The organism is Fusobacterium perfoetens, from assembly GCF_021531475.1.
GTDB lineage: Bacteria > Fusobacteriota > Fusobacteriia > Fusobacteriales > Fusobacteriaceae > Fusobacterium_B.
The window spans coordinates 1-8982 of record NZ_JADYTX010000056.1; the positions used below are offsets into that span (position 1 = coordinate 1).

An 8982-nucleotide genomic window follows, 5' to 3' on the forward strand; every position below is an offset into this window, starting at 1 on the left:
GACTTTTTGTAATCTGTTTTTATATTTTTTTATTAAAATCCATTTTAAAGATATCTAATTTTTAAATTATTATTTATACTAATTCTATCTTTTTTATTTCCTAAAATATTAAATTAATAACTTATAATTTTAATTATTATGAGAATAATTTTTATTAAATTAATATTATTAGATATAATTAACATTATATTGAGTATTATTATTTATAAATTAAAAATAATAATTATAATAACTAATTAAATAGAATTTTTAAGATTTTTTTCATATTTTAACTCAAAATATAAGTTCAAATTATATAAAAAAAGTAATTTTTAATATAAGAGGAAGAAAATAAATTAAACTATATTCTTTTTTCCAAAATAAATTTTTACATATTTTTTCTAGAGCTCTGCTTTGTTATTAATTATTATTTTTGTAAAGGAACTAATTTTTTTAATCAGTGGGCAAAATATTTATTATATTTTTCTTTTTCGTTTCTCTTAAATTAATATATTTAACAATCGGACTTTTTAAAAATAAAAAACTGTCATAAAAATTAATTTCTAATAATTCTTTTCTAAATTCTAAATATTATTATTTTGTTTTATATTCTCTCTTCTATTTATCTATAAAATCTAATAAGATTTTTTATATCTATTTTGATATATTTTCAAAAAATTTATTTGGAAAAATTAATTTTATATAGTATAATTATAATAAGTTTAATAGATTGTAAAGCTTTTATACCCCAAAATAGAGAGGTGATGCTTATGACAGAAATTGTTTTTTTGAAAAATCAAAAGGCAGTTTTGTCATGAGCATTTTTTTATACAAAAACTTCAAAGAAAGGAGAGCTATTATGACTAACCCTATCAACGATTTATATATAAAGTTTATGGAAAAAATAGATCCTTATTTAAGAAAAAATCCATATCTTGTAGGAATAATAGGAGGAGGATTATTTTTCTTTGGAGCTATTTTTAAATGGAATTGGATTTGTGATCCAACAGGCTCACCAAGATTTATGAGAAATGTATATGAGATTTTTGGAGAGGGTGGAGTTAGATTTTTTACAGGACTGTTTGGAGCAATTATAATGATTTTTTCTTTATCTTTATGGATATCTGAAAGGAGATAGTATATGGAAGTCAAAGCAGGAGATATTTATACTACTTATCAAAAAGCTAGATTGCTATATAGCTTGTCAAATTACTAAAGTATCTGAAAAAAATCTTACTAAATTAGAATTGGATTGGGTAGGAAGAGAGCCATTAAATATAAATCAATTAAATAATCTTAAACCTTTATACAAAGATTTTATGTATTGGGAAAAATCTCTCTGCTTAATTAATGTAGAGAAAGAAATTCCAAAGGAGTTTCAATATGTAGGAAATATTCCTCCATTGATTAACGAAGAAAGTCGTTCATATGGAACTTGGTATAATAGTGATGATATATATTTTCAGTTAAGGTAGCAAAAAATCCCAAAAGAAAAACGGTTAGCTTTTAAAGAAGCTATGGAAAGCAATGAAGAAATTAATATAAATGGAAATTCTGCGAAACTATCTAGCCATAGAATATCGGATAAATACACTCCATTTAATTCTGCATTGGAATTAAAGCCGTTCCCTTGTCTTTCTGAAATTATCTGTGAGAAATGGCATAGTGATTTAATAGAATTTTTAAAAGATTATCCTTTTATTCACGAACTTACTTTGATTAATCACAACCAAAAAAAATTAGATTTTAGAGGAACAAGTGTAACTAAACTGATGATTGATATGAGAGGTTTGGAGGAATTGTGGCTTGGAGAAGAAACAGAACAACTACTTTTTCAAAATGAAGATTTAGAAAATTGTAAAATATATGCTTATAATAATGGAGAAGAACTAACTATTCAGTTCATCAGTAACTATAATCCACATAAAGAACTGCAGAATTTAAAATCTCTTCACGGAATTAATTTAAAAAATTTTAATTTGAATGGTCTTTCTTTATTTCACCCACATTTAAAAGAGTTAAGATTATGGGGAACACCGGGGAATATTCAAAACTTTTCTTCAGTAAAAGAGTTTAAAGAGTTAGAAAGATTTTCTACATATGATTTATTTGGCTTTGGAAGTTCTGATATTCCTACTCCAGAAGATTTACCTAATCTTAATTGGCTTTAGTTAACCAGTTTTCCAGAGGAAGTGGCAAAAATAATAAAAACTCTTTGGAAAAACAGGTCAGGAATAAGTTTACGAATTACAAAACCTCGTAAGGCAGAATGGTTGGCACAAAACTTAGATAATCCTTTTAGAAATTGGGACGGAGCTGAGCATATTCCAATTTCTTCAGTAAAAAAAGCTGTAAATCAATATCGTAAAACTCGTTCAGAACTGTTAAAAATAACTAATGATACAGAAGAAAATCCTGAGATTAAAGGTTTGGAAATAGTTTCTAACTATACTAATACATTTAACAAAATGAAATTTATAGAAACAGAAGAAAGAGATGAAATCTATATGGCACTATGTGGAATTTTAGATATTTTGCCTGACAATGTTATTAATAAGAAAAAATTACTTGATAGATTTGAAGAGCTAAGAGATTTTTAAAATCTCAAAAGGAGGTCAGTATGAATTTAAAATATAAATGCCCAGAATGTGGAACACCTTTAGGATTTGAAGGTTTATGTTGGAGATGTAGAGCTAAGAAACATAGAGATGAAGTTGATAATTGGACTGATAAAGAGATAGAAGAAAAAATAAATCAAGTGATAAAAAAATTAAAAGTTTCAACAGAAGATAATTTTTATAAAACTGATGAGTATGAAATTTTTCAAGATTTGATGACAAAGGGAATATATGTAGAAGAATTTTCTAAAATAGCCTTTGAAAGAGAGATTTTTTATCCAGATGAAAATTATTTTAGAGAAGATATAATAGATGAAATGGTAAATAACAGATTTGTTGTTTCTACTAAAGAAAAACCACTATTCTATGGAGCATTTACAGATGATGTAAATACAATCGGCGAATTTGGTAATTGGATACAAGACTGGGAATATAGAGAATGTCCAGAGTGTGGAAAGAAAATGAAGTATCTTGCACAAATTCATTGGGATACTATAATGGATAGTGCCGAGGGAACTTTATATATAGAAATTTGCCCTGACTGTAAGATAATTACTATGTTTCATCAACAAACTTAACTTGTAAGGAAACAGTGATAATATGAAAAACTTTGATATAGTGGCTCTTGTGTGTGGAGCAATAGTTATCTATATGATAATCGGCTGTACAATTTTTATTTTTAAACAGCTAAAATATAATTTAAAATTTACAAGTATTATTTTTATATCTGTAATAATTGGCTTAGGGGTTATCTGCCTTTATAACTATTTTAAAAATTTTTAATTTAGGAGGGGCGTATGATTAGTTTAAAAGATAATAATTCTCTTGTAAGAAAAATTGGATTTCTTTTTGTTCTAGCTATTCTTCTTCAAATACCAATGTTTTTTATTCACAGAATAATAGACGACAGAGGTTATTCATATAATAATATGGTAGAAGAGATTGGAAATGAATGGGGAAGAAAACAAACTATTGGAGGAGTATTTTTAGTAATACCATATAGTAGTAAACAGATAGAATATGATGATTCTGGGAAAAAAATAGAAAAGTCAGTTGTAAAAGATTATATTATTTTGCCAGATAAATTAAATGTAAAAGTTAATTTAAAAGATGAAGTAAGAGAAAGAGGGATTTATAAAACAACTGTGTATAATGGAGATATTATTTTAGAGGGAGAGTTTCTTAAATTGTTAAATATATTACCAAATAATAATATATATCCATATAATGTAGGAATTGGAATAGGAATAACAGATACTAAATCTTTAATGAAAGTTGAAGAAATGAAAGTAGAGGGAAAAGATATAAAATTAGAATCTGGAACAGGTATTAAACAATATCCATTAAATACTGGAGTATCTGGAAGAATACATGAAAATATTTTACAAAAAGATAAAATACATTTTTCTATTAAATTTAGTTTAAGAGGAAATGGTGGCATTGAAGTTCTGCCGTTTGGTAGAGAAAATCATTTTGAAGTAGAGTCAACTTGGAAAGCTCCAAAATTTTATGGAATTTTACCAAGCACAAAAGTAATTGATGAAAATGGATTTAAAGCAGAATGGGAAGTATCTTCTTTTGTAAGAAATTATAAACAAGAATTTGTTGATGGATATCACTCAGATATTACAGAGGGAAAAATCGGAGTAGATTTATATGAGGGTGTAACTCATTACAGACAAGTTATGAGAGCTGTAAAATATAGTATGCTTTTTATAATGTTAAGTCTTTTCGTTGTATATATTTTTGAAGTAACAAGTAAAAGATTTACTCACTATGTCCAATATGGAGTGGTAGGATTTTCACTTACAATGTTTTATTTAGTTCTGCTTTCAATGTCTGAATATTTTAGTTTTAATTTAGCTTATATTATAGCCACTCTAATGGTAGTAATTCCAAATTCATTATATATAAAAGCTGTAACTAAAAATAGTAAATATGGTTTGGGAATGTTGGTATTTTTATCAGGAATATATGCAGTCCTTTATTCTATTTTAAAGATGGAGCAATACGCTCTTATAACAGGAACTCTTTTACTTATGACAGTTCTTTATGTAATGATGTATATTACAAGAAACATTTTTGAAATAGATATTGATATAGAGGAAGCCATAAGAGAAAGAGATTGGTAAAATTAAATAAAACTTAGAAAGAGGTGGTGCTTATGACATAAATTATTTTTTGAAAAGTTAAGAAATAGTTTTGTCATGAGCATTTTTTTATATTTTACAAAAGGTGGTTATATGGAGAGATATAATTTATCAGCAGAGCATATAGTTAAACTATTATATAGAAAAAAGATTAACAGAGTAACTACTACTCCAAATTCAGAAAATTTTTTTAATAGTCCTGTTTTTACAAAGGTCTTTGGAAATAATTCTGCAAATAATAATTATAAAATAAGTTGGGAAGATATAAACAAAACTGAAATCAGATTAAAAACCAATTTTCCAAAAGTTTTAAGAAGATATTATCACGAGTGTGGAGATTTAGAGATAAATAGTTGTTTCAGTAGTATTTTAAATTTAGATGAGATTGGATTTTCTCACACTTGGGAGAGAGAAGCTTTGAAAGATGATGGAGTTTCCAATGACGAGATAGAAAAGGCTTTAGAGAAAACAGATAATTTTTTAATATTTTGGACTGAAAATCAAGGTGTATGGAATGCAGGTATAAAAAAAGAGGACTTATCTTTGGAAAATCCCCCTGTATATATGACAACCAATGATGATTTATATTCTTGGGAAAAAGTAACAGACGATATTGATACTTTTATAATATTACAAGTCTTAGATAATTTGCAAAGCAGTGGATTTTATTTTTTAACTTTTGATAGTGAAGAGATAGATTCTCTTTTACTTGATAAAAAAATATCAAAAGATGAACTGTTAAAAAATCCATTTAAGATAAAAGATAGAAATATAAAATTTCCTACTTATTCATATTATGATTACAAGGGAGATAAAATCTATATTTTCCAAATGAAAGATGATAAGTTTGAGAAATGCCTATTAATAAAACCAAGTGTAAAAAAAGATGAAACTTCTTATGCTGACAAAATTTTATTAAAAATAGCTGGTATCCTCTCTGCCAATGATAGAAAGATTATAAAAAAATTGGAACTTATTTTAGAAGATTTTCGTAATTATCTAAGAAAGGATATGACTTTAAGATATATTGATGATGAGATAAATACCCTTTCTGATAAAGAAAAAATTAAATTAAAAAAAATAGAATTAAAAGTTGTGGCTACGATTTTGCTTTTAAGTGAGAATGGATATATTTGCTATCTTGATTGGAAATGTGAACTGGAAGATTTTCAAATGATTTCTGAGGTTATGAAAAAAATTGGCATAGATGAAAATATTTGTAATATTGAGGATTTAAACCTTGATGAAGATGATAATATAGAGGTTTGGAGTGAAGAGTTTAACAAAGTATTCAGTAAAAAAGATATTTTCATTGGAAATATTAATACTGGTTCTGATAGTTATTCTATTTTCCCTATAAATAAAGAGAATTTTAAAAAGTTAAAAGAGTTAGGAAATAGAATTGGTATGAAGATAGATTTTTTAAACTATTCAGAGGAGGAAAAACATATGGATAAAAATTGGCAAGAGATGAGTATGTAAAATATTGGAAAAAACTTGAAGAAGAGGGAAATGCAGACAATCCTTATGATGATATTTTTGAAGAACTGTTAGAAGAAAGTTTTAAAAAATTCCCTAAATATCAAAGAGATTGTGGAGATTGGGCTGATTTTATAATTCCTGACACTGACTTAAATATTCCTGTTTTTGCCTCAGGCTGGGGAGATGGATATTACCCTTGTTATTTTGGATATGACGAAAATGGAGAACTTTGTGGATTCTATATTCTTTTTATAGATATTGAAAAAGAATATTCTGACGAAGATTAAAAGACCCCTAAGGGTAGGATAATAAAAAAATAAAAGCTCCCAAAAATATGAGAGCTTCTATCTGAACTTAAATAACTCAATCTTATAAGTACCCAAAGGGTATTTACATAAATATTATAATCTATTTTTTGTTGAAAGTCAAATCAAAAAGTTATTAGGGAGGTTTTATATGTTAGCCAAATTATATGAAAGAAAAGCTGGTTATCTAGGTTTTTGGGTAGGAAATTTTAAAGATATAGAAGATTTTTATAAATATATTCAATCATTTTACTGTATCTTTGAAGAAGATAAAGAGGAAGAAGAGTATAATCCTGAATATAATTTTTTAGAAAAAGATTTTAACAAAGAGTTAGAAAAAATCTTTTCTGTGAATAAAGAATGGAAAAAAGATTTTCAAGAGTTGTTTGAAGAATACTTTAATAGATTTGAATATGATTTTGGAGTAACATTTGATGAAGATTTCCAAATATGTGGAAATAGTGAAGAACCTACTGATGAACTAGAAATTTTATTTAAAGAATGGGAAGATTTAATAGAGCCTGTAAAGAAATTTTTAGGAAAAGACAAATTTGATAAAAAATATAATTGTTTCTTTGGAATACCCTCTTGTAAATATGGAGGAGCTGTGAAAAAAATCTCTAATGAATGGGGAGAGCTTGAGTTTTTAGGTAATGTAGAGGAAGATTTTTATTCAAATGATATAGCTGAAGAATATAATTCATAATAAAAAGGAGTGATACTATGGCAGTAATGAGTGATTTAGCAAAGGAATTTGTAGAATTTTTTGATTGTGAATATGAATATTTTCCTAATAATACATATGAAGAAATTATGGAAAAATTTGAAAAATATAGCAAAGAGGGAAAAGAGAAAGGATATTTTCCTGTGATTGTAACTGTTGATGAAACTCTTTTAGAAAGTTTTTCTTTTAATATATCAGATGATGAAGAGTTTAATATAGAAGATGTAAGAGATTATAGAAAAAGATATATCTCGTCTATTTTTTCAGAGGGCGGTGAAAATTTTTTAAGAGATTTAATAGACAGAAGAAAAACAGAGGCAGAAGATGACGAGTTATCTTTTAGTGAAGAGATAGTTGGAGAGTTTGAAGAAAATGAAGAGGAAAAACTTAATTCTCCAATAGGATTTTTAAATTATGATACAGATAAACCTGAAGAACTGTTTATAGTAAAAGTTCCTGTAAAAAATCCTTGGGAGATATTTGCTTGGTTTCCTATGGGAAATTGGAACGAATGTCCTAGCACATCAGAGCATATGGCAGTATCAAGATATTGGTATGAAAAATTTGGAGCTGTACCTATTACAATAACTCACGATGTATTGGAATATAAAATTGAAAAAATTATCACTGATAAAGAAACAGCTATGGAAACAGCAGTAGAAATGTATGGATATTGTCCTGATGTTGACCAAAGTTATGAAACTCTTGGACAACTAGCAGGAAGTTTAGTTAATTCTAGTGTATGGTATTTTTGGTGGGACTAGAAAGGAGTTTTATTATGTTAGATAAAAATATGCTTGAAACTTCAAAAAGAAACGCAATTTTAATAAATTATTCTGATGAAGAAAATAAGGAAAAATTACCAAAAGGAACTTCAAAAATTGGCGGGAAACCTGATTTACCAAAAGATTTTCAATGGTTTTATTATAATGGAGAAGATTATAAAAAAAGAACTGAAAACAGACCACTTTCATTTTTAATGCAGATTAATTGTGAAGAAGTTCATAAATATGATAAAGAAAGCCTTTTGCCTGAAAAAGGAATGCTATATTTTTTCTATGAATTATTTACTATGACTTGGGGATTTTCTCCACAAGACAGAGGAAGTGCAAAAGTTTTCTATTATGATGGTGAGATAGAAGATTTAGTTTCTACTGATTTTCCTGAAGATATGGAAAAAGATTGTATAATTCCTGAATCTAAAATAAATTTTGAAAGTATGAATGATTATCCTATTGATTTTTTAGATTATTATGATGTTGATGATAGTGATGAAGAAATGGAGAGAAAAGAAAAAGAGTTTGAAAAAGAGTTAGATGAATTGGGATATAAAGCTGATACTACAAAACTTTTAGGACACCCTGAACTTATCCAAGGAGAATATTGGGAAGAGTGTGAGGGAGTGGCTAGAAAAAATATTTATTACGGCTCTGCTCCTATAAAATATGGCAGTGATGAAGTTAAAAAATCTATAAAAGAAAATGCAAAAGATTGGATTTTACTTATGCAGGTAAGTGAATTGGAAATTGGAGATTATGGATTGTATTTTGGAGACAGTGGAAAAATATATTTTAATATCAGAAAAGAAGATTTAAAAAATAAAAATTTTGATAATGTTTGGTTAATTCTTCAATGCTATTAAACGATGATATGATACCCATAAAGGACACATATATATTATCAACAAATTAAAAAATATAAGAAAGTTGGTAATGTATGTCTAA

The 8982-nt window shown here is 26.6% G+C and carries 12 protein-coding genes; all 12 read left to right on the forward strand.

Annotated elements, in window-relative coordinates:
• Positions 1-838: 838 nt before the first annotated feature.
• The 12 genes from I6E15_RS09665 (at position 839) to I6E15_RS09720 (ending at position 8900) form a co-directional block, all read left to right on the forward strand.
• Positions 839-1117, forward strand: a complete 279-nt coding sequence (locus I6E15_RS09665; protein ID WP_235247569.1) for an immunity 17 family protein — start codon at positions 839-841, stop codon at positions 1115-1117.
• A 109-nt stretch (positions 1118-1226) separates the two neighbouring features.
• Positions 1227-1454, forward strand: coding sequence for a hypothetical protein (locus I6E15_RS09670; protein WP_235247570.1), 228 nt, complete (start codon positions 1227-1229; stop codon positions 1452-1454).
• 42 nt (positions 1455-1496) lie between these two features.
• Positions 1497-2150, forward strand: a complete 654-nt coding sequence (locus I6E15_RS09675; RefSeq protein ID WP_235247571.1) for a hypothetical protein — start codon at positions 1497-1499, stop codon at positions 2148-2150.
• 21 nt (positions 2151-2171) lie between these two features.
• Entirely contained in the window at positions 2172-2579 is a 408-nt protein-coding gene (locus tag I6E15_RS09680; protein ID WP_235247572.1) for a hypothetical protein, read from the forward strand.
• A gap of 20 nt (positions 2580-2599) precedes the next feature.
• Positions 2600-3175: a hypothetical protein gene (locus I6E15_RS09685; RefSeq protein WP_235247573.1), complete on the forward strand. Its 576-nt coding sequence runs from the start codon at positions 2600-2602 to the stop codon at positions 3173-3175.
• Between the two features lie 22 nt (positions 3176-3197).
• Complete coding sequence (locus I6E15_RS09690) at positions 3198-3380, forward strand: hypothetical protein (protein WP_235247574.1); 183 nt, start codon at positions 3198-3200, stop codon at positions 3378-3380.
• Positions 3381-3394: 14 nt separating this feature from the next.
• Positions 3395-4729, forward strand: coding sequence for a cell envelope integrity protein CreD (creD, locus tag I6E15_RS09695; RefSeq protein WP_235247575.1), 1335 nt, complete (start codon positions 3395-3397; stop codon positions 4727-4729).
• Positions 4730-4840: 111 nt separating this feature from the next.
• Positions 4841-6229: a DUF6630 family protein gene (locus tag I6E15_RS09700; protein ID WP_235247576.1), complete on the forward strand. Its 1389-nt coding sequence runs from the start codon at positions 4841-4843 to the stop codon at positions 6227-6229.
• The gene (locus tag I6E15_RS09705; protein ID WP_235247577.1) at positions 6208-6516 is read left to right on the forward strand and encodes a DUF4241 domain-containing protein; all 309 of its coding nucleotides are present in this window, start codon (positions 6208-6210) and stop codon (positions 6514-6516) included. The genes I6E15_RS09700 and I6E15_RS09705 overlap by 22 nt, the downstream gene beginning before the upstream one ends.
• 169 nt (positions 6517-6685) lie before the next feature.
• Positions 6686-7240: a hypothetical protein gene (locus I6E15_RS09710; protein WP_235247578.1), complete on the forward strand. Its 555-nt coding sequence runs from the start codon at positions 6686-6688 to the stop codon at positions 7238-7240.
• A gap of 17 nt (positions 7241-7257) precedes the next feature.
• A complete protein-coding gene (locus tag I6E15_RS09715; RefSeq protein ID WP_235247579.1) occupies positions 7258-8022 on the forward strand; it encodes a DUF4253 domain-containing protein in 765 nt (254 codons plus the stop codon).
• Positions 8023-8036: 14 nt separating this feature from the next.
• On the forward strand, positions 8037-8900 hold the full coding sequence (locus I6E15_RS09720) for a YwqG family protein (protein ID WP_235247580.1): 864 nt from the start codon (positions 8037-8039) through the stop codon (positions 8898-8900).
• Positions 8901-8982: the final 82 nt, after the last annotated feature.